The organism is Robinsoniella sp. (assembly GCF_034124845.1).
In genome coordinates this window covers 1-24,762 of sequence record NZ_JAWYAJ010000027.1, presented here as the reverse complement: position 1 = coordinate 24,762, position 24,762 = coordinate 1, and the positions used below count along the sequence as shown (strand labels likewise).

Below are 24,762 nucleotides of genomic sequence, written 5' to 3'. Positions count from 1 at the left end.
TATGATACTCATCTACTCTGCTCCTTTGTTGGCTGCTTTCTGATTTACTCTGTCTTAATATTTACATGAGGGCAGGTTGCCGGATCAAATTCTTCACCAATCTGCTTGTTCACCACATCAATCTTGCCATCCTGGATCTGCTGGCTGATTTCATTGGTTTTTGTTTTTATATCATCCCAGACAGCGGTATCTGCCACATGCTTGCTCATCTCAGCCAAATCAGTGATTCCCGTTGCTCCGGAAGCCAGGTTATAGCTCTGCTCTTTATCCATGTCTGCAATTTTCCCGTCTGCATAAGCCTGTGTAATAATTTTTACCGGAACTCCAGTGATCTTTAATACACTGGTGAGCACATGCCCCGGCTGCTGGTCATCCAGATTCGCATCCGTCTGAATTGCAATTTTTCCCATTTCCTTTGCCTTAGAAGTGATGCCGTCTCCTACCACACCTGCGTCTGCAAATACTACATTAGCCCCGCTTTCATAGAAAGTTCCTGCAACCGTACTTCCCAGTGCCGGATCGGTAAATCCTGCATCATATTTGGCATAGTAATCATAATCTACACTCAGTTCTTCTGCAGCTTTGTTAATACCCTGAATGAATCCATAGGAATATACCAGAATACCGTTTGAGTTTGTTCCGCCGATAAAGCCGATACCTCTGGATTTATCAACCGGAGTCATGGAATATCCTTCCGGGAACAGCTTGTCTGCATTTTCATTCATATAAACAGACAGATAACCAGCCAGATAAGAAGCTTCATGAACATCAAACAGCACAGAAATAACGTTGTTATGCAGTGTGCTTCCATCTTCTTTCCGGTTTGGATTATCGTTAAATACCACAAACCAGGTATCCGGATACTGTTCTGCGATTGGCTTTGCCCCGCCTACGCCTTTCACTAATGCATCAAAATCATATTCCAGGCTGAAGATCAGATTGTACCCGTCTTCTGCAAGTGCTTCTAATGCAGATGGCACACCGTTTACCGGTTCCACAATCTTACACTCCGCTCCCAGCTCCTGTGCAATTGCCTTGCCTTCCGTACAAGCAGACTGATTATATCCATTGTCATTCTGTCCGGAATTCGAGCACACAATTGCAATTTTCAAATCACTGTTTGCACTGGAATTTTTATTTCCCTCTGTATCATTTCCCGTCTCTTCCCCTTTTGCTGCCGTGGATTCTTTTGCCGTACTCTTATCTGTATTTTTGATTGCGGCATTTTCTCCGCATCCGGCAAGAGTTCCTGCCGTTAAAACAATTGCCAGTGCTGCTCCCAATAACTTCTTAAAACTTTTTTTCATTCTTGCTTCCTCCTGCTTTTATTAATTTTCCTGCACCGATGCCGTTTTCTTCTCGGTTACCTGATTGATAGAAAATTTAAACTTATCCGTTCTATAGTAACATTTAAAATATTCAATGGGGATTTCTACTCCATTTACAATGCCATAGGTGGTGCACCCAAATAAAATAATGGGCATCCCCTCTTCAATTTCCAGATAGTCCGCAATATCATCCCTTGCCAGAACCGCTTCTATGGTTCTTCTTGCTTTTGTAATCCGTATTCCATACTCTTTGGGAATCACATTGTATAGCGACTCATGAATAAAATCATGCTGGTCAATGCCACTGAAATGCTTTTCAGGCAGATAGGTGATGGTATAATTTAAAGGCTCTCCCTGTGCATACAGGACACGTCCCATACAGAATACCCTGTCATCAATGGTAATATGTAATTTCTTCGCCCTTTTACTGTCTGCCCGGATATATTCTGCAGCAATCATTTTCTTAGTAGGGGTAAGCCCCAGCCGCTGCACATCTTCCGTACAGCTTGTAATGGCAAATAAATCCTGGCTGTTATCATCTGTTTTTACATAAGTTCCTTTACCCTGGACTTTATAGAGGTAGCCCTCCTTCACCAGTTCATCAATTGCCTTGCGTACTGTGATCCTGCTTACCTGATAAAGTTCCATCATCTCCCGCTCACTTAAGATGGGCATGTCGCCTGTGAATTCCTCCATCTCTATTTTGCGGATGATATCCCTCTTCAGGGAATAATACTTTGGTATGTGCTCTTCTTCCATCTCCCCTCTCCTTCCCGGTATTTTTATCCCGTCATCTTATTATGTCGTTATGTCGTCATAACCAGTTATGTGTTTATCTTACTCTTTTTTAATTATTTGTCAATATATTCACTTTATTTTTCTCATTTTTAGTAATTAGTGATAAATTCTGATGTTGATTTTCTATGAATTAGACAAAAAGATTTAGACAAAAATACCAGTTTTCAGATCGTATTTTTGACTTCTGAAAACTGGTATGCTTAGATTTTAATAGATAATATTCAGTAACCTATTTTCTCCTGAGATCCGATCCGGGAACGACCTGATCAATATAAAATTTGTATTTATCTGTGCGGTAATAGCAGTGAAAACGCTCAACAGGCAGCTCTTCCTCTTCATTTCCCGCCAATTTTCCATAGGTTGTGCACCCAAATTTGATTAAGGGCATTCCCTCCTCAATATCCAGGTATTCCGCGATCTCATCCGTAGCCAATACTGCTTCAATCGTTCTCCTGGCCTTACACAGTGTCACGCCAAATTCCGTTTCCAGCGTATGATAGAGGGATTCCTTTGCATAATCATGCTGTTCAATATGGGGGAACAAATGATAGGGCAGGGAGGTTACGGTATAATTCAGGGGCTCATCTCCGGCATAAAGGATCCTGCCCAGGCGGAATACATTTTCCCCCGGAAGCAGCCCAAGGGCTTTTGCACGGCTGACATCTGCCGGCACTACCTGAGACACAATTACTTTTTTCGTTGGTGTAAGTCCCATCTTGATTACATCTTCGGTACAGCTGGTGATAGCAAACAGATCATGGCTGTTCTCATCTGTTTTCACATAAGTTCCCTTTCCCTGTACCTTATAGAGATATCCCTCCATCACCAGTTCATCCACTGCTTTGCGGATGGTGATCCGGCTCACCTTATAGAGATCCATCAGCTCCCGCTCGCTGGGAATCGTCTCTCCGGCTATGTAATCTTCTGCTTCGATTTTCTTGATTATATCCTTTTTAATCAGATAGTATTTTGGCGCTTTTTCTTCCATCTCATGGCTCCCTTTTTCGCTATTTTTAGTGATATTTTTGATGATATTTTTGATAATATTATTCAGCTTCTGCTTCATGCAGAAACTGTATCCATTTGTATTCTGATATATCGTAATTTCGCTATTTATTCCCGCGAGCAACAAGTCAGACAGGTATGCCGGCATATCCAGCCGGCGACTGCCGCGAGGGTCAAATACCATGCCGCTCTCCGCATTGCAAGTTTGATACCCTGTACTTGCGGTAGGGTGTTAACTTTGAGATTCTGAGAACAGTCTAGCATAGGCATCGGGAAGTGGCAATCTTAATTTTCACTATCACTCTCCAATGACTCCTCCACCTCTATATCCGCAAGAGACTTTCCTTCGTATTTCCAAGCTGTATACTTCTAACTCAATTCTACCACGTCCATTTTTATTTCTCCACAATAAAATGCCCATAATATGAACTTATCCACAATATGGACATTCATCAAGATATAAACATTTCCAGAAACATTTATTGAAATACGGTTAGGTGTATTGTAAAATCTAATCATGCCGTATCTCCTTGGTGTATCGATAAACTCCTTACTGCATGCATTCTGCAACCTGCATATCAAATATTATGCAATTTTTGCAATTTTTCCTTGACCTGCACGTTACGTACAGGGCTATACTCAGGCCATAAAGAAGAAAGGAGCACTGCCATGCTAATTAATGAAGTCATCCAGCAAGTCGATCTCAGCAAACGTGCGGTCAAATATTATGAAGAACAGGGGCTGCTGCGGGTAGCAAAGGATGAAAATGGATACCGCAATTATAGTGAAGAAAATATTGATACGTTAAAAGAGATTTGCATTTACCGGAAGTTGGGAATCAGCATTCAGGATATCAAAACTCTTCTGCATTCAAAAGACAAACAGCTTCTGGAGCAGATATACAACGATAAATTCCATTCACTGCAATCAGAACAGCAGGAATTAGATGCCTTATATGCTTTTATCCAGAATCACGATGCAGATGCCGTTAATCAAATTATTGACTACAAGACGATTGCACAGGCTTTGCAGGATATGGTTCCGGGATTCTATGGGTACTATTTTATGAATCATTTTTTACCATACCTGCAGATACAAATCACAACCCCCGAACAGCAGCAGGCATATAAAAATATCATTGATTTCTGGGATACCGCAGATATTAAGATTCCGCTGTTCATGAAATGTGTCAGTTACTTGATGTACCGTTTTACCCCAAGATCATCCGTAAAGCAAATGGTGTCAAAAATGGAAAATCAATTACAGCAATATTTGCATCCCACTGATGAAGAATATGAAAAACTGCGTGAACAGACAAAGAAAAACGTAAAATTAAAGAATAGTTTTTTCTATAAATACCATCCGGCATTTATCTCACAGCGGCGATATATGAAAAATCTGCAGGATCAGGGATACAATGATATTTTCATCCCTAATATGATTGCATTATCTCCCAAATATAAAGAATATCATGATGCACTTATGGATCTTAATAGTCGCATCTGTAAGGATCTGGGATTATATTATGATTCAAAATATAACCTGGTTATGAAGAAAAAAGCTGAGTAGCTATGCAAATTTTAATCCCGTTTCTTCCTTTCAGCATTTTATACAAAAAAATGAATTGGAATTTATTTATTTTGTCCCCTGCATTTTTCCAATAGGCTATATGGATTCGGTTAGCGAATTTCTCTGGATTCTATTTTATTTGATTCCCTTCTCAAAGTGTGGTAAACTTCATATGTTCTCACAAAATGAACAACAGCATTCATGGTTCAAATAATCACTGATCAAAGGCTATCACACCCCGGAAAAGAGTGCTGTTTTTTACTACATAATTTTGGGAAAATTAATATTGCCAATTGCTATTGAAATACATTATAATATGGATATCTTCTGCGTTTATTTTATAAATAAAATCTGTGGTAACTTGGTGCTGGGAGTATAAGACGTGGATAAGACTACTAAGAAATTGGATATCGTGGTTCAATTGACCCCGGAACAAAAAAAACGATTCCAGGAATATATACCACTAAAGGTCTACGCAACAGAAAAGAATATTGCCATTATTGTAGCACTCATACAATTGGTGATGATCATCATATTTATTAACAGCAGACACCTGTCATTGGAGTTTACACGTACCATGGGATATTTCAGCCTGTATGTGTTTCTGTTTGTTGTTACATGTTTCGCAATTGTTTTGTATCCTTATACTGTGAACCGGAAAAAATACAACCAGTTTTTCTGGCTGCGCAGGATTTATACCGCTTTTTTATGTCTGTGGGTACTGGGAATTACCTGCATGGAACTGATTGGCGGCAAAAGTTTATCCGTTTACTGCTACCTGCTCCCTACAACAGCTGCTTTTTTATTGCTGACTCCCATGGAAAGTACAGTAATCTTTGGCTGTACCTGGCTCACACTGGTTTTTGTTTCCATTAAATTTGCTACTTCAAGCGGAAACATGTTTGGATATATTATAAACGGTATTTTGGTAACACTGCTATCCTTTTTTATTTCTTACCGCTATTATCGCAGCACAGCAATCGAATTTTGTGACCGGGATATTATTTCCCGGCAGTATGATGAGATCCAGCGGAAAAACGATTTGCTAGTGGAACTGGTAAATATCGACCAGCTGACCGGGCTTAACAACCGCCATTATTTGTTAAATAATATATATCCTCTGTTTGCCAGTGCCCGTACAAAAGGTTACTATGGTATGTGTCTGATGCTTGATATTGATTATTTCAAACAATTCAATGATTTGTACGGACATGTTCAGGGAGATGTTTGTCTGCAGCGGATTGCCGGCATCATTCGAACTAACAGTTTAAAGGATGAAGCTTCTCCTATACGTTATGGAGGCGAAGAATTCCTTATTATTAAAATAGCAGAGCAGACATTTGATGCTGAAAAATTTGCGCAGAATCTTCTTTCATCCATAAAAAAGGAACACATCGAAAGAGACGATGTAAAGGAGAAATCTGTCACCGTCAGCGCCGGACTCTGGTATGGTAATCTGAAGCACATGGAACATATTGAAGAAGCTATCAAATATGCTGATGACGCGTTATATGAAGCTAAAAAGACGGGACGCAACCGTATTATCTGTTCTAATTTCATTACAGATAAAATGTGACAAAATAAAATATTACTTATACTCTATCTTCAGAGCGTATACTTATATGCTTTCTGTCAGCAGTAGGTCACACTCTTCAGAAGTTTCGATTGAAATGAAAGGCACATAGTGGGACATAGCAGGTTATGTAACCATATTTTGAACAAATATGCTGCAATTTAGGGCGTGCAGTTCGTGTACAGGATATTCCAACACGCTCTTTTGCAGAGAATTAAGTTTGTGTGTAATTTAAACTTATTGCTATCTCTGGTACGACTTGTTGTTTTAAATTTATTTCTGTTCATCTCTTCCTTTAACCGCAGTATGAAATTGGGTTAAGATATTCTGGTTCTAAGTTTATTCTGTTCACCTCTTCCTTTAACATTTGCTCAAGATTGGGCTAACACATTCTGTTTATAAATTTACTTCTGTTCATCTATTACATCAATAATTGCCGCCTCATACATTTCGTCGGAGTTCTAGATTTACTTTTATTCGTCTCTTACGCAGTGTTACCCTTCAGTGCAGTACGGATTATGTTCTGAATTTTCTTTTTCATCTCTAACCAACTTTGCATCTTTATTTTTTTACATTTTTATAAACCCTGATGCCTGCCCCTGCCAATAATAAAACCAGCCATAATCCAATTAGCAGCAGCTTTGCCTTCGTTGCATACGAAGCCACAGCTATCAAAATATCACAATCCTCCATGCTGTGATGTATCACATAAAGAAGCAGCGTATTTTCAACAATATCACAAATTCCCCGCAAGATCGGTACCAGCATCAACACTTTCACCACTTTTAAACTTACTGTCCTCTTCCATACCCGGTGAGTCAGCACAATCTGCAATAAGCCAAAACAAAGAATAAAGAAGTAATCACATATAAAATATACCGTATAAACGAGGAAACCTTTCGGCTGCATCATGGTCAAAACTTCCGCAACAATCTCCGCGTCATACGATTTCATATCAAATGTACCATAACCGCCGTTATACTGCTTGAGTGCTTCACTTCCTACGGGACTCCACTCCACCAGATATAAACTTAATGCAAAAGTAAAGAGTAAAATAGCCAGCAAAATTTTCTTGCGATTTCTATCTTTTTTCCTGATATCTTTTATTATATTTTTTATATTTTTCATTATATTTTTCCACCATATCTTTCGTATTAATCCCAGATTTGCAGTAATAGGTGCAGGCATTGCATCCTATGCAGTTATCAGAACCAAATTGAGGATTATAAGTTACATTTCCATTGGAAAATTCCCCGATAATCTTAGATACCTGTACCTTTTGGACACATTTTCTCGTGCACCTTCCACATTTCTTACAAGCCTCGGCATCTGAAAACCAAATTTTCTCACCATAGGCAAGAAAATTAGTACAAAAGTCAATTTTTTCGTTTCGGCTCATTGGATGGCTGCACAATAGCCCCTGACCTGCAAATGATACTTCATGATCCACTTTTCCCATTGCCAGCTCCAGTACTTTATCCGCCTCCATATTAAGAGGTGCCTTTACTATTTTAGCCATACCGCTTCTCAAATCCACTGCTGTCAGGTATCTGTCCGTGATCCTGCTGCCGTCCGCCACCGCCTGGGCTGCTGCAAGAACGGACTGGATGTTTAAAATTAAAATTCCTTTCTTGGCCGGTATCTCCTTTTTCTTCAGGTTTATTCCCAATGTTTTTTTGATTAATATATGTTCTTCACCCAGGGGATATTGGTTCCATAGCCGGACATCTTCTATTTGTGGCTGGTCCTGTGACGACTTTAGTGAGAAATCTTCTGCTGTCTTTTTTGTCTTCTCTGCTATGGGTTTTGACATCTCTTCTATCATTTTCCTGGAAGCCAGAATGATCCGGTCAAAGTTTACGCATTTGGAAATTGCCCTGATCCCAAAAAGAACTTCATCCAGCTTGTTTCTGCGTATCCATTCATCATGTAATAGCCCAGGATCGCACTCAATTCCATTAATTATAAAATATGTTTTTTCTCTATTCGCCTCCAGTACTGCCTCTATCTTCTCATATACTGGAAATCCACCGCCACTTAACCCCCGAATCTCACTATTGCGAATCCGCTCTAAAATGAGGGTTTTATTTTCCGGTATCTGATGGATAATTTCATGATTAGAATTGTGCGTTAAATCTACCAGGTCTTGGGTTTCTAAACGCATTAATTTATATATGTTTGTTTTGAAACCTACGCAGAAAATTTTATGCTCGCTTTTTCGTGAAGCATTTCTGTTCGCTTTTAGATATTTATTTTTATTAACTTGACTGTTGCTTATCAATATATGATTCAATATGCTGCCTCCTTTTTATCTGTATTATAGATATTTTAATTAGATGTTTAATTTGCTTGGTTGGTTTTATTGAATTCTTTGGTCTGCCTGATTTGCTTGGTCTGCTTGGTTTGCTTTGATTGCCTGATTTGCTTGGTCTGCTTGGTCTGTTTGTCTGGCTGGTTTGCCTGGTTACTTGGTCTGCCTAGTTTACTTGGTCTGCCTAGTTTGCTTGGTCTGCCTGGTCTGTTTGTCTGGCTGGTTTGCCTGGTTACTTGGTCTGCCTAGTTTACTTGGTCTGCCTAGTTTGCTTGGTCTGCCTGGTCTATTTGTCTGGCTGGTTTGCTTGGTTACTTGGTCTGCCTGGTTTAATTTGGTCTGCCTAGTTTGCATCCTAATCGAACTAATTTTTTTTAAGGTGTGACATACAAATGTCAGCAGTCAATTTTAAAATTCATTATGGTGAACACCCGCTCACCTCCATAGTATAGTGAGCATTCGCTCACTTGTCAAGCTTTTTCTAAATACGCGCTAAATACGGTAGGTATTTCTTTACTTTTGACTCTTGTATGATTCTAAATACTGCAGTTAATTTTAAATATGTTGAATAAATTTCATACTGTCTGCAAGAGCGTGTATTTGCAGTAAGACGCAGACGCAGGACATTTTTCTAACTGCAGGAAAGAGGCTGTTTTTCAAACTGAAGAGCGAAGTGAGATAAATAATTCTGTTCGTGATTTATAAGATAAAAAAAGCTGGAACGCAAGCCATTCAACAAGCCTGCCGTTCCAACTATGATTATTTCTTATCCTCTTTTCTGCAATGGGGACATTGTGTTTTGTCCCTTGTCCGGCTTACAACACTTGCTTTCCAGCGATGTCCCTCTTCACAAATCCACCCAACAACTTTATGGCTCTTATAGATGACATCATGAGCATTTAAAGTTCCATTTTCCCGCTCATCCCATTCTTTTACCAATTCCGGATATAACGATGCCAGTGAATTTTCCTTACATACACGGTAACCCGCACAATATGGACATCCCTTTTTACTCTCTACTTCATGGGCAATTCTCCGCTGCCATTCATGATGAGGGTGATCCGGACATTGCCACCAAACTTTTTCTCCCGATCTAGCAGAAACAATAGTAGGGTCCAGTTCACCATTCCTTTTGTAATTCCAGCGTGCCGCAACGTCTGGATACATTTTCATCAGATTCTCACCATTTCGGATGTATCTGCTGCGGCACTTTGGGCATTTACACCCCATTACACGATTATTTATTTCGCATTCCCATTCGTGTCCCTGCGGGCAGATCCACCATACTTTTTTATTGGATCTGGGACGTACATCCTGGGGCTTTAACGCTCCATTCCTGCTATGATTCCATTCCTTTGCCAGCTCCGGATATTTGATCGCAAAGTTTTCATCTTCAGTGGCAAGACGTTTACTGCAATACGGACAGCCTCTGCCCAGCATACTGCGATTCGCTGCCCGCGCCATCCAGGAATGACCATTTTCACAAATCCACCATACCTCTACTTTATTTGCATAGGAAATTTCCCACGGAGAGATCTCATTTTTCTTCCAGTCCCATTCCTCCAGAAGATGTGGATACCTGTTAGCCAGGCTGTTTTCCCGTGCAAATCTTCGGCCGGTGCAATATGGACATTTCCCGCTCCTCACCATTTCTTTCACTGTTCTTTGCCATTCATGACCCTTTTCACATCTCCAACTGACATTCTTATGGGAATTTACTGATACGTCATCTGGTGTAAGTTTACCATTGTTGTTCTTATCCCACATCTTAGCAATCCCGGGCTTTACTTTAGAGAGTCTGTTCTCGTTACTTACTCTGTGACCGGAGCAGTACGGACAATTTTGGTTTCGATTCGTTCTCTTATTGGGTGTCGCTTTCCAAACATGCCCAAATTCACATTTCCAAACATATGGCGACCCTTCACCAAAACTAACCATCTCAGGCGTAATCGGCCAATTTGCTTCATTATGCCACTCCTTGGCGAGCTGGGGATATTTAGTTGCCAGACTATTCTCTTTTCTCCCATTTACCAGAAGCGTGCGAATGTAATGCCTGTCCCGGTTCACATCAATATCCCCATTAATATTGCAGTGATATTTTGCATTTATGTATTTGAAAATCTTAGAGATAACCTCATCCATATATTTATAAGAAGTATCCACCTGACACTGTATTACTCCGGTTTCCAGTATTAGCGCCTCCTCCGCTTTTGGGCTAAAATCCTGGATAATTTCCTGATTGATATTCTGGTCATGACTTGGATATTTGCACGGATTCACCCATTTGCTGTTTCTTTGATTCTCAGTCTGGTTTTTACACTCCCTGATTGTCAGAATATCCAGTCCCTCTCTGCGCAAATGTTCCGCTTTCTTTTTATCAAAGGATTCCCGGTTATAAATTTCATGAAATACCCCATTATATTCAATTCCCAGTTTGAAGTCCGGTATATAGATATCTACTTCAAACCCACTGATCATTGCCCGGTTCTGACAATCCGGAAAAAACTTCTTCATATAATAAAAAATAGCCTGCTCAGGAAAAGATGATTTCCTTTGCTTTTTACATTCAGGGCATCCCTGAGCATTTTTAGTCCTGTTAACAATAGCTGCCTTCCATTTATGAGACTGATTAAAACTGCATTTCCAAAATACTTTTTTCCCACTGTAAGGGTGAACCTCTCTGAGATCCATTTTATTTTTTTCAAAATCCCACTCTTTTATTATTTCCGGAAAAAGCGTCTCTAAATTATAAGTCTCACTAACTCTGCTTCCATTGCAATAAGGACACCCTGCCAGACGATACTGCTCATTTGGAGCCAAAGACCAGGAATGCCCTTTTTCACATCTCCACCAATATTTGACAGCAGAACGTGGAAGAACTTCTTCCGGCACAGTCATATTTTTATCATAATCCCAGAAATCCAGCATTTTAGGATCCTTAATTGCCAAATTGTATTCGGATGATGCCCGCCTATGGGAACAATACGGGCAGTCTGTTTTTTTACACCTGGTCCTCCATGCCGGAGACACGGCCCATTTGTGCCCATTTTCACACCTCCATGCCACCGGTATTTTAGAACTGCTTGGTACCTCACCGGGAAATTGTTTATTTGTCTCGTAATCCCATTGCCTGAGCATTTCTTCTTTGTTGTATTTTATGCAGTAGTCTTTAAAGGATAGCTTCATTTTTATCACTCTTCTTTTTGGTTTTGTATGTATGTTCTTTATATGTATGTTCAGTATATTTTTTAAACCCTACAGGGGTCATAAAATCCAGCTGTTTTTACCAAATAATAACTCCTAATTATAATGGCTGCCCTATAAACAGCGTATGAAATTGCCATGGGCGCAAATATTGAATGGTATAGTAAAGGGGAAATGTCAGAGTTAGGTTATGAGCGTGAGATATGGATTCCTGTAAAAGCAAAATAATTCTTATGTCTTTTGGTATATTGCTACAAGCAGACTGCAGGTACGAACAAAATAAAAGAATCTATGAAAAACAGACATATATACTATGAAAATAATTTTCTCACACTCTCTTTCCTTATCAAGTCTTAACTACAATAGAAATAAGGGGGACTGCATGGGGTATCAGCTCCATCCAATCCCCCTTATTTCAGGGTAACGTAAGAAAATATGTTATGTACAGCTTCCTGTTACAACCATAATTAATTACATTTTCTAACATTTCACAAAATATAATTCATACCAAACTAAGAATGTATAAATCGTCCATATTTTTCTCCAATTATCGGAATTTCCTGCGATGTAGTCCTCAAAAATCCCATTAATTTCCGCAATGTCAAAGAATTTCTCTGCCATCTCGCTGCGGAATTTCTCCCTAACGTCCTGATTATACCTCTCATCCGCCATCCAAATCCGAATCGGCACAATGAAACCAAGTTTTTTACGAAAGGCAATTTCATCCGGCAGAACTTTTGCCGCAGCTGTACGGAACGCCACTTTGTTCTGGTCCTCATTTACTTTAAATTTAGAAGGCATCCGCGATGCAATGTCAAAAATTCTCGTATCTGTGAGGGGCATCCTGATTTCCAAACCAGCAGCTGTACTCATATTATCTACATTATAATAAATGTCCCCTTCCAGCCAAATCTGTATGTCTACAGCAGACATCTTCGTAAGGGGATCCAACCCTTCTGTTTCTTCATAAATCCGCTCTGCAAGTTCAATAGGCAGAACATCAGGATCATATTTTTTGAGAATTCTCCGCTTCTCATCTTCCTTCATGATATTCGTATTGCCCACATAAAACGTCTTCAGATTATCCCCATAGCGCTCTGCATTACGATACATATTATATCCGCCAAAGAACTCATCCGCACCTTCACCGGAATAACAAATCTTCGTGTGCTCCGCCGCCGCTTTACATCCGATGGCAAATACAATGGCAGAAGCATCCCCAAGAGGCTGTTCCATGTTATACATAACATAGGGAACCGTTTCAAAATATTCTTCCGGAGTAATCACACGTCTGGAACTCTTACGCCCAAGAATTTCCGCTGTCTGCTGTGCCAGCTTTGACTCATCAAACCGCTCTTCTTCATAGCCACAGGAATCCGTCATCTCTACATCAGACATTGCCAATACATAAGATGAATCAACCCCTCCGGATAAAAATGATTCCGCTGTCTCATCAGCAGACTTTACTTCCGGCATAATAGTCTGAAGCGTGGTATGAATCTCATCTGCCCATTCCTCAAGAGACTTACTTTCGTCCGGGTGAAATTCAGGTGCCCAGTAACGTTCAATAGTCAGCCTCCCCTTTTGCCATACCAGAAAACGACCAGGCATCAGCTTCCTCAGACCTCGAAAGAACGTATTTTCTCCCGCCACATAGGTAAGACTCAGATACAACTGCAGCATCTCTTCATTCAGTTCTTTCACGAATCCCGGCATTTCCATAATTTTACGAATAGACGTGCCATAGAGAAGTTTTCCATCCTCCGTCTCATAATAATAAAACGGTTTCGTTCCAAACTGGTCTCTCAGGCAGAAAAGCTGCTCTTTCTCATCATCCCATAGTGCAAATGCAAACATGCCGTGCATGTGGTTTGCCATATCACTTCCCCAAGTTTCATATGCTTTTACTAAAATTGCATGTTCACGGTTTTCTCTTGATAAAGTAGGGTCAATATCCAGTTGCTTGCAAAGTGCTTCCCAATTGCGAATATGGCCTCTGTATTCTTTTATTTTTATCATGTATGTATCCCTCTCATATATAGTATCTTTTTTCTGGTTTGTTGGATTTCAACCAGGATATTCGTTTAATTTACTTGTTTATTTTAGCATAGTATTGGGGATTCAGCAAGAAAACGTGAGAAATATGGGGAAATTTGTAGAATGAGGGGTGGAGGTATAATTAGGTTGTGGTTTCTTAGGGGGGTGATAGGAATACTTACTGCATCTTGTACGAAAGTAATGGATGTTAATATAAAATCCCGGGAACTGCAAGCTTTGCGTTTACCGGGAAAACTTTTATTATTCAAACTTAACGAGTTGTAAAGTGTTTCAAACATTTCTGTTAAGTGGCACTTTATAATGAGTGCCACTTAAACAGAAAGAATTGTCCCCCTTTTGTGATATGATTATAGATTTCCGTACTGCTGGCAATGCTCAAATGTTTCGGATTTGATTTATGCATCCGTAATAGTAAGACTTGATAGAAATATCATCCTCAGAGCACCAGTCAGCTACTCTTTGGCTACTGGCTCTGCATTCCTGAATCCGGCTGGTCCACAACTGCATCTTATGATTAAGGGATGCAATGGTTTATGGTACTTAAGGCTCTTTAGATTTCACAGACTTTACTGCCTAGAAACGTACGCTGCCATGCGCACATACTAAAAACCAGAATTCCACAACAACTGTAAAATTCTGGTTTCGTGTTTTACTACTTTATCTGCATAGCAAGACAAATGCGGTCTATGGCGAGTTAAACATTATGCAATCGTCTGCCCTAATAAACCAATCTAAAATATTTTTTACAGGCAGATTTTCTGCCTGCAAATGGCATGTGCTGTTAAATATAAACCAAGGGCCGGAAGCTCAGCTAAGATCTTTCAGCCCAATCATTAACATAGAAGTCCAGCATTAACAGACTTTTCTTCACACTCAGGTAACCACATTGATTTAGAAATCCCCACAAGATGAAATAAAAAATATTAACTATTTAAATTAATCTATAACCGCTTCAATATCGTTTTTAGGGATTTTCACCTTAGTTGAAGGACTTTTCTTTCCAGTCGTATCTTTTAATCGAACCAAACAATAACCATGCGTATCAGTACTAAAACTTGGTGTTGCTTCAATACCTTTCTTACTTAAGATTGTGCCAAATTTATACCATGAATCAGAACCCTCATTATGAACCACTTTAATATAAACGGCACAACCTATTTTACCCCTAACTGTTAAAACTCCGGATTCATAAGTTACCATCGGGGCTTTCAAAATAATATTGTTTGCTTTGTTAACAACCTTTTTAGTTACTATCTTTCCTTTTTTTCCATTGGCCATATTTACTAAATAGAATTTAATATTAGAATTCAACTTTTGCTTTTTTATGCTGATTGTCTTTATTCCTTCCTTTTTGAAGGACTTAGAAACAAGAGTCTTATTTCCTTTTTTTATGTACAGTTTCGTGTTTGAATACACATACACCTTTATTTTTGTGGTTTTTGTTGTGATTGGAGTAATAACAGTAGGATTGTATTTCATATTTTGTATCGGCACATTAGTTCTGGCATCTACGTCAATAGTAGTTACCAGTAGTATTGTGCAAAGAAAACAAGTTAAACTAATTATTTTTTTAATAATTTTCATTATATCACCATTCCTTTACTTTACCAGTTAATATTATAAGAAAACCCTGAATTAATAAACTTTTTTTCAATTATAATATAATATGTTCCAGGAAGTGTTTGATGACCAGGGCTATTTCTTATATATAAGTATCCCTTTGTTTGTCCTTCAAATATATAACCCGATGCTACTGGTGTTTTTTTATCTGTAGACTTGAATATCTTTATACTCATTGTATCATAGGAACTTGAACTGTTGCCTTTTCTAAAGTTTATTTTAATTAGTTTTTGTGTAGGAACTGATATTTTATAGCATTGTTTACTTTTAAGTGTAGAATCAAAACCTAATACGTCACTTTTAGTAGTATCTTTTTTAATAATAGTAGCATTTTTAAGAGATGATCCACCTTGAGATTTTAACTTTTCTATTTGTTTGCTTATTTTGACTGTTCCACTACTGCAATTCGCTTTAATATAAAAAGTCCCTGCATCATGAATAAAGTATTCACCTATTATTTTTTTTGAACTTAAAATTATAGAATCGCCTAATTCTTTTTTTGCAGAATTACATAAAGACATTTTTAATGTTACACCACTTTTTATATCTGAAACACGGATTTTAATTCTTGATCCACCCTTAACAGCAAACTTAAAATATTGTTGAGTTGTATTTGCGGTACCCATAGATGTTATACATTCTTCAGAAATAACAGTCTCTGTATTTTGGCTATCTTCATTTGCAAGGACTGTCCTTATATTTCCTGTTAAAAATATAGCCATAATAAGACAGCTAAATAATATTTTTTTTATTTTTTTCATACTTCTCACATTTCTTTCATTATTTTTGTATTCTTAAAAAGTGAATTAACAAATTAACCTTTAATTATTTTCTTGTTGCGTATTTTGCACCTTTTATGTCGTTAGCAGATGGCACATAAACTGTTCTATCTGAAACTCCATACATGATATTCTTAGATCTATTACTGGTATTATACAAATCCATCAAACCCATTGTATGGCCAAATTCATGTGTGGCTGTTCCCCTATTTTGTTTTGCAGACTTCTTATTCATATATGCTTTATTATAATTAACACTAAATTCAACGATTCGTCCATCAACTGTAGAAAATATTGATTTTGTATACGCAGTTGCCCCTGAATTCGGTGCAGAGTAGGTTAATACCTTGTTTCTTGACGATTTATCTCTTTTAAAAGTGATTACGTTAGTTGCTTTCCACCTAGCAACAGCTGAATTAGTATAGCCTTTATAAGTAGCATTTAATTTGGAATCATCAAATGTAACTGTATTTTTCCTTAGCTGGTTCGCCGATACCAGATACCCCTTTGCTTCACTTCCATAAACAACGACTGCCGCAACAACTGTCAATGTTGAGAACAAAACGCAAAATAGCAGACACAGTAAAGACATATTCATTCTTATAGTATTATTTTTCACCATTACTCCTTCTCAATTTCCTGAAGTAAATCTTCTTTTTTTATTATATCGACTTCATGTTGTACTTGATTTACTTTTTGTTTTATATTTGAATTGCATTCATCTATTGAAAGTGTTTCTATTCCTGTATTCCCAGACCTTACACATGTATCTGAGGATGGGATCATTTCTACGGCAGCATCACCATTGACATAAAATTCTTTAGTAATCCAATACACATTATCATATGGAATATTTCCCGTTGCCTTTTTCAATGTAAATATATAGTGTTCTCCTGATTTAAAGATAGGTTCATCTGACATGGGAATTGCTGTTGTTCCATCTTGTAATATCTTAATATTATCTGGTAAAATTCCGCTAATAATTTTAATAATAGTTGCATTATGAATAGTTTGTGGAAAATTATCGGTTTCTATTGTTGAATCAATGCCTTCCATTTTTACTTCAACTACAGCTGCTGCTTCACTCACACATTTTTCCAATGACGCATATTCCCTAGATGCGCTTATCTGTGCCTTCATTGGATTGTAAAATGTACCGTATAACAGGTAAATTAGTGTTCCTAAAGTTAGTACAAATACTACTGTAATCAAATAAATATTTTTCTTATTTACTACTTTCATATACTTTTCTTCCTTTTTCATCTCTTGTCCTTTTTCGTTAATTCTGGATCTTCTTCTGCTATACTATATAAATTGTTCATCTTTACCCCCTTCCCTTCAATATTTTTATTTAACATATTAATTACTAATATGAATCTGCCCTTGCTAAATAATCATTCATTTCTCCTCTCCCTTCTTCCTGTATTTTAACAATCAATTCATGAGTTATAATTAATATTGTACACCACTTTTAAATTAGTATATCATATTAGCATCACATTTCTACCCCTGTTGACTAACTGGTTTATATTCTCGTCTAGATGGTAATATTATATATTTACCTTGTTCATAAATCCACCAAGTACGTCTCTACCTTTAAATTTGAATTGGTGCTATTTCTAGCACCCTATTAATATTCTCGAAAATCGCGAGCGTAATCTTTATATTTTGACTTTTCACATTCCTGTTCCATATCACTTTTTAATTTATGTAATTTTTTTCTAATGCCATTGAAAACTCCTTGCTACTACCAAAGACATTACCTGTAACAGTTGGCTCTAAAGCATTTTTTGCATATATATTTCCTTGTTGAGCTGATTTAAGTAACCAACTTACGGAGGACGCGTTAGCACGCATGTTAAAGGAAGCTGTACAGACTTCCTATAGACGGGGAGGATAAGAAAGCATCTGACAGGGAATGTGAAGAAACAGACCGTAAAACATAAAATTCATGGATTGAAATTCCCAAGAAATGAAGAAAAACCAAAGAAGAAAAAAGAAGCTGATTATTTGTATATGGAAGCAGATGAAGACCATGCTTCTCTCCGATTCGCGAGTAGAAAGGAGGGTGTAAAAATTTCTGTGTCTATAGAAAATGATTTTTCCTGATAAGAATTGGATATGTATAAGATTCTTGTCGATAACGGTTTCTTAATGGTGTCGAATTTCTTTTCGAGTGTGTGAAGAAAAGTCTGTAAATACTGATCTTCTATGATAATAACTGGGTTGAAAGTTCCTTGGCGGGCTTTCAACCCTTACTTTATATATAACAGTTACTACTATTGCATGTAAAGAGCAGGCGAATGATCCGCCTGTAAAAAATAATGTAAATTGGTTTAATCAGGTAGCCGCCCTTCGTACATGATGCTTAGTTCACCATAAACCTGTCCCCAATTCCGGATCGGCATCGACCATTTCTTTGTGGCTTCAAATGTAGACAGGTACAAGGCTTTCAACAGCGCTGTATCGCTTGGGAACACACTTCTCTGACGGTTTAGCTTGCGATAAGTGGCGTTCAGGCTCTCAATGGCGTTAGTGGTATAAATGACCTTCCTGACTGCTGTGGAGAACTTGAAAATGGGGGAAATGGCGTCCCAGTTCTGTTTCCAGCTCCTCATAGAACACGGTTATTTCTCACTCCATTTTTCAGTGACCCGTTCCAGGGCTTCCAGTGCTTTTTCTTCCGTTGGTGCCTGATAGATTGTTTTTAGGTCTGCACAGAAGGGCTTTCTATCCTTGTCTGATACATATTTCATGGTATTGCGCACCTAATGTACGATACAGCGCTGATATTCTAATTAAAATGTCTTTTACTCCCCGGTTTTTCAACCCATTTAAAACAGACAGCCAGTATTTGGAACTTTCGTTTTCGCCAACCTCAATGGTCAGGACTTCTTTTCTACCATCCTGGTTGATGCCAAGGATCACATAGGCTGCAAGTTTGTGGATCACTCCATTATCACGATCGGAGTAATGAATGGCATCGATGTAGAGTACCGGATATACCTCTGAAAGTTGGCGGTTTTGCCAGTCCTCGATCTGTGGCATGATCTTATCGGTAACATCCGAAATAAAACCTTCCGATGCCTCAAAGCCATAAATATCCTCCAGCGTATCAGAGATTTGTCTTGTAGTCATGCCTTTGGCGTACATGGAAATGATCTTCTGGTCGATATCGGAGATATCTTTCTGGCGTTTTTTGACCACCTGCGACTCAAATGTGGATCTGCGGTCCTGCGGAACTTGAATGTTCATACTGCCAAAGCTGCTATTGATGCGCTTGGATTTATAACCATTGCGGTAATCATCCGTGTCAGAACGTTCTGACTTTTCATAGCCAAGATGCTTATCCATCTCTGTTTCCATCATTTCTTTGATGGTGCCGCCCAACAGATCCTTAAGTGCATCCTGAATATCCTCTGCGGACTGAATGTCATACTCTTGTAGGAGCTGCTGGATAATGTTCCTTTTTCCATCTGTCATTTGTACCTTGTGTACTGATTTCTTTTCTCTTGCCATAATTAAAGGCCTCCTATGATTTTTTATTTTATCATAGAAGACCTTGGAAATCTTTATTTACAGAAAAACTTTCACAGACTCTTCTTTTCTAATTATAGTATTACCAGATTTGTTCTGTTTATACTTTTTTTCTATTTTTGGCTTTACAATTAAGTCATTAGTGTGAATTACTTAAAATGCGGGCGCCGCCCACACCCAACCTCTGGAATAAGTTTGGACATTTCTGGTAATAATACTAATGCCGAAAAAATAAGGTCGGAACGGTCAGTCCAAATCAATCTGCCGCTCCGGCTCTTTTTTTAGAGATACTGAGTAAGCCTTTCACCGTAAAGTACAATCAGCTGGTTCAGTACCTGATCCCAGTTACGCTATCTCTGGGTCCATTTTCATATCTTAATTCTTACCAAAAAGAAGCCATTTTTTACCAAACACACAAATTAATTTACATTACCCACTAAACAAATTAGTTTGGAATCCGCATAAACACTTGGTTTGTTAATTCCATTTTATCACTCGAGTTTGGCGTGTTCTTTACTGTTATTAACTATATCTATTTAAGTTTTATGTAATTATACGCCACTTTTTACTTCAATTACATCATTTATTCTGTCTTACTTATTTTCTGTTGCCAATATGTTGCCATTACTCAATTGTATTTTTGGATACAATAATATTTTTGGATATATCTGATAAAGTGTTTTCTCTAATCTTGCCATCCTCTATTTTATTGGCAATTGAATTTGCAAGCAAAAGATTGTTACTATCTGCTAATTTTGCATGAAACTTAACAGCTGCCTCTATAATTTTAGTATACATCTTAATAAAAATCGCTCCAATAAAATCTACAGCAATCCCACTTAGACTTCCTACTACTAACAGAATCTTATCCGTTTCTAAAGACGTATACATATATAAAGTTACTCCTACTATCAATATACCAAATACAACCATCATAATACCAAGTCCAGAGAGAAATTTCGTTTGAGCTAAATTCATATCATAATATCTCATTAACTCCTTTTGATTCATTCTAAACATTTTTTCCGCTCTCAAGGCTCTTTTCTCAGGATCTATTTCCGAAAACTCTTTTTCCTCTCTACGAGCTTCTTCTTCTAATTTTTCCATTTTCTTTGACTCTTTTAAATCAAAGAAACTGCTTACAGATACCATAAAGCAAATAAATGCCAAAAATCCTATTATATATACTAGCATCTGTCCAATTGGATAATCAAATATCTTATCATATATTTGATAAGCAAGAAATACGAAAAGGATGCCAAATACAAGACTACCTATTATTCCGTTTCTATCTTTTTCTGATTTTTTCTGTATCTTCTGTTCTGCCTTATTAACATCACTCTTTGCCGGTCTTACCTCCATAACTTCTTTCTCCTAAGTATTATTGAATTTGGCAACATTTTTTGTACCAATAGCAAGAATATATATACAAGAGGCACTCCTATGGACTAGCTGCTATATAAAATAATCTGTGCCAAATTTTTCTTTATTCAAATTCGGCCTGTCCTTTGGTGTTATTAAACGTATTTGTTTAGTTTTATTACATTTAAAGGCCGTCTTTTACTCTATTACATATATTATTTTGACTTACTGATTTTTTGTTGCCAAAATGTTGCCACTCGATGTATGCAACAATTCCCTCCCCATTATACTATGTCATCCATCAATCAAATAAACTTTTTACTACTCTTTTCCTATTAACTACAAATCAAATTCAACTCTAAACCGTATGTTTCCAATAAGAAACTCTCACTTGCGGAAAGTAATTGATGCATACCTTCTGTTATAATATCCGCATCAATCCCTGGTTGTACAATAAAAATTTTAAGCTTTGCTGGATAAAGCTTAAGCCTGTTGTGTACTTCTTGCAAAATAGTTAAATCACCTAGCTCAAATCTAGAATTTTTGCCTTTCTTCTCCCTATCCCCTTCTCGCTTCTTCATTCTATCAATCATCTTTATCATATCTTGTTTCCAGTTTATTGATTTTTCTGCTTGTCCACATACTTCATATAAGTCTGATAATCTAGCTCCTGGTTTATCCCCATGAGCAAATTTACAATGATAAAATTCAAAATCAATCTCTTCATCTGTTATTCTAATCGTTATTATATCTGCAATTTCACCAGAATTATCGTCATCAAATATTATATCATATAAACCTGTTTTCTCTAATTCCCTTAGCACTGTATACTGAATTGTATTTTTCTTCTTCTGCGCGCCTTGAGATTCTTTTTGTATATCAACGCCTTTTGCTATCCAATCCCATCTTATTATTTTTTCTTTAGGAAACTCAATAGGGGATTTTTCTTTCATCGTAATATAATAGTTGCCCTCTAATATTGATTGATCAACAAATTTGATAGTTGGGGGATACTCTTTAAAGAAATCTGCTAATCCCATATACTTTTTGCCTATCCTTATTGTCAAAACACTTCCTTTAATATGAGTAATACTAAAATTATTCTCATTAATGCTCAATTCAAACTCTTCTGATAGTTCATCACCTTTAACATAAAAGTTTATATTCCCCGTATCGTTATTATTACATAATCCAATTTCAACATTATATAATTCCTCCTGATAATAAGAATTCTCTAAATAAGTCAACTTATCATTACACAGTTCCAAATCAATTGGCCATTCAATGCGATAAGGTATTATATTAGGACGCTCTTTGATAACTTCTGGCATAAGAACGCCACTTAATACTTCCCTTACATCAATTGAATTATCTAAGACTTTATCAATCGTTCTATCACACCAATCCATCCAAAAATCTATACTTTCAACCCAACGTGCCCAAATAGTCCCTTTATAGGAACACCCTATACTTGTTTTTCCTGTTCCATCATAACCAATACCAAATATATTGGATTTAGTACTATTACTCTTTTGTGCTTCACCTAAACCTTGTACAATATCTACCCCTGCAAACATCTTATATCTAACTGGTCCATTCACTGCTGAATTTAATCCAACTGTTGATAACATTAGACGATTAATTCCGGACAAGCATCTAAAAACCTGTTCCCCATTTATTCTTTCACATTCTCCCATAATCGCTTCAGCATATTTAAGCGCGATCGTTTTTACAGAAGTATTGACGAAAGCAATTCGTTTTGCTTTATTATAGTATATAATGTGAATTTCCCAATTTAAATTATTAATTTCCCTGTAGTTCGACCACTCAAGGCGGGATTCGGATGGTTCAATAACAATTAAAACATTTTTCTCTTCATTTAGATAATATTTACAAACTTCTTCATTAAAAACTGTTATCCATTTTCCCCAGTTTATCGTTCCCTTTCCTACTACCTTAAATGCTTGCATACTTACTTTAGGAATAATCTGCTTGATGCTGATGCCATTTATTCCATTGCCCTTAAAACCTTGTTCTAATTCTTGAAGTGATAATTCTCGACCGACCGCTTTAGAAGACATATCAGCTAACAAATGATTCCAGTCTGAATCTTGTGAGTACAAGTCCTTTAGACCTTCTTTTATATCTTCATTAATAATATTTGTGATAACAGATGCATTTCCCAATCCTTCTTTTGCACGAGCAAATCGCCCAACAAACTGCAACGTAATAGGAAGCGATTTATATTTATCATGAATGGCAGCAATTTTCAGATTAGGTAAATCTATACCTTCTCCAAACATATCCACGCATACAACAATTCTTGAATCTAAATTTTCTAATGCGCTCATTCGCTTTTTCTTTTCTGATGCTCCAATGCCACTCACAATAAGTACCGGGTTATATTTTTGATAAAACTTGTTGTATATATTATTATATAATTCTTCGGCTCTTGTAATTTTTGTTGTCCTAACAAGAAGAATATGCGAAAATCCATTCTCAATATCAGATTCTAATCGTTTTATGGCTATGGCTGCAATAGATATATCCCCTTTATCTTCATTAAACTCTTGTATCGGATAAAAATCTATTTTTTGAAAATAACCTTGTTCTTGTGCTTTTATTAGCGGAAAGTTATATATTATTTTTCCATCAATTTTTTTACCATCATTTCTAAAAGGGGTTGCTGTAAATTGAAGTATCTTTTTGCCAGTAAAGTATGTACGGAAATCAGTCCATGTGGATGCTGCAATATGATGGGCTTCATCCACAATCAGTAGTTCTGGAAATAAAGCAATTTTTCCAATAAGTTCTTTAGACATCCTTGCAACTAAAGACATTGTTGTAACCAGAATATTGGCATTCGATAATAATTCTTTCATTTCATCAATATCCTTTGGGCTTGATTTAAGCAAAACAGTAGTTGGTATAATTGCTTTATCTGAAATCACACCTATTTGCTTAAGCACACCAAAAGACACAATTTTCTCAACAGTTTGTAATCTCAATAGATTTGATGGTACGATAATTAATGTCTTCTTAATCTTTTCAGATATAATTGTCGACATCATTGTTTCAGTTTTTCCCGTACCAGTAGGCATAACAATAGTAGCAGGAGATTCTTCCACCGTCCAAAAAGCTTTAATAGCTGATAACGCACCATACTGTGGTACTCGAAGACCTTTTATAGACTTTTCGCTATCTTCTTTTATAAAATTAAATGCTTTTTCCCATGATGATAATATATTCTTTTTTGTATCATCATAGTATTTATAGTTCTTTCCTATTTTTTTCTTTTGGATAGCCATAGAAATACTCCTTGTCTACTATTTTTTTAGATAAATTAAAATCATATGAATATTTTACCACTATATTCCTTTTAAAACAATTCTTTCTGTATGTCAACATACATATTTACTTTGTACAATAACCTAAAACATAAATACTTGTTTTCCTGGATTCTCTATATACAAGAGCAAAGGACAAACAGATCCTCCTTTTTTTCAAAAATTTATCTACTTTTTTTATTTTAGCTTGTTGTTATTTAAAATTTGCATCGCAAGTGTTACACCACACTGTAGCCCCATCTCCATATAAACCATCTCAACAACGGTAGCA

General features: G+C 37.1%; 16 protein-coding genes and 1 pseudogene. 3 read left to right on the top strand and 14 right to left on the bottom strand.

What is annotated here, in order from left to right; all coding sequences use genetic code 11:
- Positions 1 to 44: 44 nt before the first annotated feature.
- The 3 genes from ACH2DQ_RS01415 to ACH2DQ_RS01405 form a co-directional block, all read right to left on the bottom strand.
- Positions 45 to 1,307 (bottom strand): BMP family protein, encoded by a 1,263-nt coding sequence (locus tag ACH2DQ_RS01415; RefSeq protein ID WP_394913746.1) that lies wholly within the window; start codon positions 1,305 to 1,307, stop codon positions 45 to 47.
- A 21-nt stretch (positions 1,308 to 1,328) separates the two neighbouring features.
- Positions 1,329 to 2,087 carry a GntR family transcriptional regulator gene (locus ACH2DQ_RS01410; protein ID WP_394913745.1) on the bottom strand — a complete coding sequence of 253 codons (759 nt, stop codon included), beginning with the start codon at positions 2,085 to 2,087 and terminating at the stop codon, positions 1,329 to 1,331.
- Positions 2,088 to 2,355: 268 nt separating this feature from the next.
- The gene (locus tag ACH2DQ_RS01405) at positions 2,356 to 3,315 is read right to left on the bottom strand and encodes a GntR family transcriptional regulator (RefSeq protein WP_394913744.1); all 960 of its coding nucleotides are present in this window, start codon (positions 3,313 to 3,315) and stop codon (positions 2,356 to 2,358) included.
- Positions 3,316 to 3,800: 485 nt separating this feature from the next.
- Between ACH2DQ_RS01405 and ACH2DQ_RS01400 the strand changes: the two genes are divergently transcribed.
- A complete protein-coding gene (locus tag ACH2DQ_RS01400) occupies positions 3,801 to 4,700 on the top strand; it encodes a MerR family transcriptional regulator (protein ID WP_394913743.1) in 900 nt (299 codons plus the stop codon).
- A gap of 382 nt (positions 4,701 to 5,082) precedes the next feature.
- Positions 5,083 to 6,276 carry a GGDEF domain-containing protein gene (locus tag ACH2DQ_RS01395; protein WP_394913742.1) on the top strand — a complete coding sequence of 398 codons (1,194 nt, stop codon included), beginning with the start codon at positions 5,083 to 5,085 and terminating at the stop codon, positions 6,274 to 6,276.
- Between the two features lie 558 nt (positions 6,277 to 6,834).
- On the opposite strand, the gene ACH2DQ_RS01390 is transcribed toward ACH2DQ_RS01395, so the two are convergent.
- From ACH2DQ_RS01390 to ACH2DQ_RS01355, 8 genes are all read right to left on the bottom strand, one after another.
- The gene (locus ACH2DQ_RS01390; protein ID WP_394913741.1) at positions 6,835 to 7,401 is read right to left on the bottom strand and encodes a hypothetical protein; all 567 of its coding nucleotides are present in this window, start codon (positions 7,399 to 7,401) and stop codon (positions 6,835 to 6,837) included.
- Positions 7,355 to 8,566 (bottom strand): hypothetical protein, encoded by a 1,212-nt coding sequence (locus ACH2DQ_RS01385; RefSeq protein ID WP_394913740.1) that lies wholly within the window; start codon positions 8,564 to 8,566, stop codon positions 7,355 to 7,357. Before ACH2DQ_RS01385 ends, ACH2DQ_RS01390 begins: the two co-directional genes overlap by 47 nt.
- 777 nt (positions 8,567 to 9,343) lie before the next feature.
- Positions 9,344 to 11,770, bottom strand: coding sequence for a zinc-ribbon domain-containing protein (locus ACH2DQ_RS01380; RefSeq protein ID WP_394913739.1), 2,427 nt, complete (start codon positions 11,768 to 11,770; stop codon positions 9,344 to 9,346).
- A 498-nt stretch (positions 11,771 to 12,268) separates the two neighbouring features.
- Positions 12,269 to 13,807 carry an asparagine synthase (glutamine-hydrolyzing) gene (gene asnB / locus ACH2DQ_RS01375; protein ID WP_395025213.1) on the bottom strand — a complete coding sequence of 513 codons (1,539 nt, stop codon included), beginning with the start codon at positions 13,805 to 13,807 and terminating at the stop codon, positions 12,269 to 12,271.
- A 975-nt stretch (positions 13,808 to 14,782) separates the two neighbouring features.
- On the bottom strand, positions 14,783 to 15,430 hold the full coding sequence (locus ACH2DQ_RS01370) for a hypothetical protein (RefSeq protein ID WP_394913737.1): 648 nt from the start codon (positions 15,428 to 15,430) through the stop codon (positions 14,783 to 14,785).
- Positions 15,431 to 15,450: 20 nt separating this feature from the next.
- Entirely contained in the window at positions 15,451 to 16,227 is a 777-nt protein-coding gene (locus tag ACH2DQ_RS01365) for a hypothetical protein (protein WP_394913736.1), read from the bottom strand.
- A 64-nt stretch (positions 16,228 to 16,291) separates the two neighbouring features.
- A complete protein-coding gene (locus ACH2DQ_RS01360) occupies positions 16,292 to 16,867 on the bottom strand; it encodes a M43 family zinc metalloprotease (RefSeq protein ID WP_395025210.1) in 576 nt (191 codons plus the stop codon).
- Positions 16,867 to 17,508 carry a hypothetical protein gene (locus tag ACH2DQ_RS01355; RefSeq protein ID WP_395025208.1) on the bottom strand — a complete coding sequence of 214 codons (642 nt, stop codon included), beginning with the start codon at positions 17,506 to 17,508 and terminating at the stop codon, positions 16,867 to 16,869. The genes ACH2DQ_RS01360 and ACH2DQ_RS01355 overlap by 1 nt, the downstream gene beginning before the upstream one ends.
- A gap of 657 nt (positions 17,509 to 18,165) precedes the next feature.
- On the opposite strand from ACH2DQ_RS01355, the gene ACH2DQ_RS01350 reads away from it, so the two are divergent.
- The gene (locus tag ACH2DQ_RS01350; protein WP_394914943.1) at positions 18,166 to 18,354 is read left to right on the top strand and encodes a hypothetical protein; all 189 of its coding nucleotides are present in this window, start codon (positions 18,166 to 18,168) and stop codon (positions 18,352 to 18,354) included.
- A gap of 227 nt (positions 18,355 to 18,581) precedes the next feature.
- Here the strand turns inward: ACH2DQ_RS01350 and ACH2DQ_RS01345 are convergent.
- From ACH2DQ_RS01345 to ACH2DQ_RS01335, 3 genes and pseudogenes are all read right to left on the bottom strand, one after another.
- Positions 18,582 to 19,764, bottom strand: a pseudogene (locus ACH2DQ_RS01345) (IS256 family transposase).
- Positions 19,765 to 20,406: 642 nt separating this feature from the next.
- Positions 20,407 to 21,144 (bottom strand): hypothetical protein, encoded by a 738-nt coding sequence (locus tag ACH2DQ_RS01340; protein WP_394914942.1) that lies wholly within the window; start codon positions 21,142 to 21,144, stop codon positions 20,407 to 20,409.
- A 335-nt stretch (positions 21,145 to 21,479) separates the two neighbouring features.
- Positions 21,480 to 24,452, bottom strand: a complete 2,973-nt coding sequence (locus tag ACH2DQ_RS01335; protein ID WP_394914941.1) for a DEAD/DEAH box helicase — start codon at positions 24,450 to 24,452, stop codon at positions 21,480 to 21,482.
- Positions 24,453 to 24,762: the final 310 nt, after the last annotated feature.